Raw genomic sequence first — 1,320 nt, 5'->3', positions numbered from 1 at the left:
GGGTTAATAGACAAAAAGTGGGTCTAATGACGGCGTGTCGTTAGCTCCCGATCCGGCCTTTACGGATGTTCAGACCGTCTTCCCACGGGCGCTCCATGTCGATATGGGTATCGATCTCGGCGGGCTTATCGCTGGGCGTGCTAACGGGTTTCTTCCTCACTTGGGTCTTGTTTGACGCGAAATCAGACATCGGCTGGGTGTTGATCGACCTGGAATAAAGCCAATAATCAAGCGCGGTCAGCAGGTGGGGCTGGGACCAGCCACGGTGGATGTGCAGGAATTCTTTCAACGGCGCGTTCACCCCGCCCTCAAGCCGGTTCGTCGTCGACTCAAGCACGCTCGACACGTCCAGGGTCGGATCAAGGAACGTGAAGAGCACGCCTTGTTTGACGTAACGGTCAAGAGAGCCCACGATCTTACGAGTCGGGGTGTGGGTGTACCACCATTTCTTGTTTTTCCGCGCGAAAGAAGGAATATTCTCCTGGCGGGTTTCCTCCCGATAGGTCTTCTCTGCCAGCCATGTGTCGTAAAGCTCGTGGAAGGCGTGTAGCGAGTTTTGCCAGGCGATAGCGCCCTCGCGGGTATCCACTTTGGTTAGGTCGAGAGCGAGCTTGTATAAGGCCTTATGAGCCTCGGTTTGCGGGCGGGTGGTGGTGACTTGGCGGATATTACGTTGCACGTGTACCAGGCAGCGTTGGATGCGTGTGGTGGGCCATTCCTGCTTTATCGCTGCCAGCGCGCCTGCTGCCCCGTCGGTGGTAGCAACGATAGGGGCGGGCAGGCGGCGTAGGAGGGCGAGGTAGGCGGCTTTGGATTCACGGTCGCATAGTTGGTAGGCGATCACGCCTTCTCGCGTGTAAGCGATTAATACGCACCAGTTGTAGGCGATGTAGGTCCCGTCGATGAAGACCTGGTCGTAGACCTGTCCGGTAGGTGTCCAGATGGGGCGGGTTTGCCAGCACCAGGCGTGCTTGCGGTCCCAGGCGCGCGTGTCGCGCGCGCTGAGGCGTCGGGGTGTGGTTGTGGTGATGTAGGTGAGGAATTCAGCGAATTCTTGGGCGTGTTTTTGCCGGTTATCGGTCGCGGTGAAACTGTATTTACATTCCTTGCAATACCAACGCTGACGGCCTTGTTTTGTGAAGCCTTTCTTCTTTGAGGGGCTTGAGCAGATAGGACAGCGTCGGGCGCGGGGATTGAGTGTCTTCACTCCCTGCACATTCCACCGCGAGTGTCAAGGAAGCAAGCTTATTGAGGTGCTCGACCTCAATAAGGCCGACTTTTCGTTGCTATGGCGGGGCAAACCCCGGATATAAGACCCAC

The 1,320-nt window shown here is 57.1% G+C and carries 1 protein-coding gene; it reads right to left on the bottom strand.

The features are described 5' to 3' along the window. Positions 1–40: 40 nt before the first annotated feature. Positions 41–1,207, bottom strand: coding sequence for an IS1249 family transposase (locus tag ACRQDJ_RS09225; protein WP_435718006.1), 1,167 nt, complete (start codon positions 1,205–1,207; stop codon positions 41–43). Positions 1,208–1,320: the final 113 nt, after the last annotated feature.

It is taken from the genome of Actinotignum urematis (genome assembly GCF_051264595.1).
Taxonomy (GTDB): domain Bacteria; phylum Actinomycetota; class Actinomycetes; order Actinomycetales; family Actinomycetaceae; genus Actinotignum; species Actinotignum timonense_A.
Note: the sequence above shows the minus strand (reverse complement) of the source record. Positions and strands in the feature narration are given on the sequence as shown.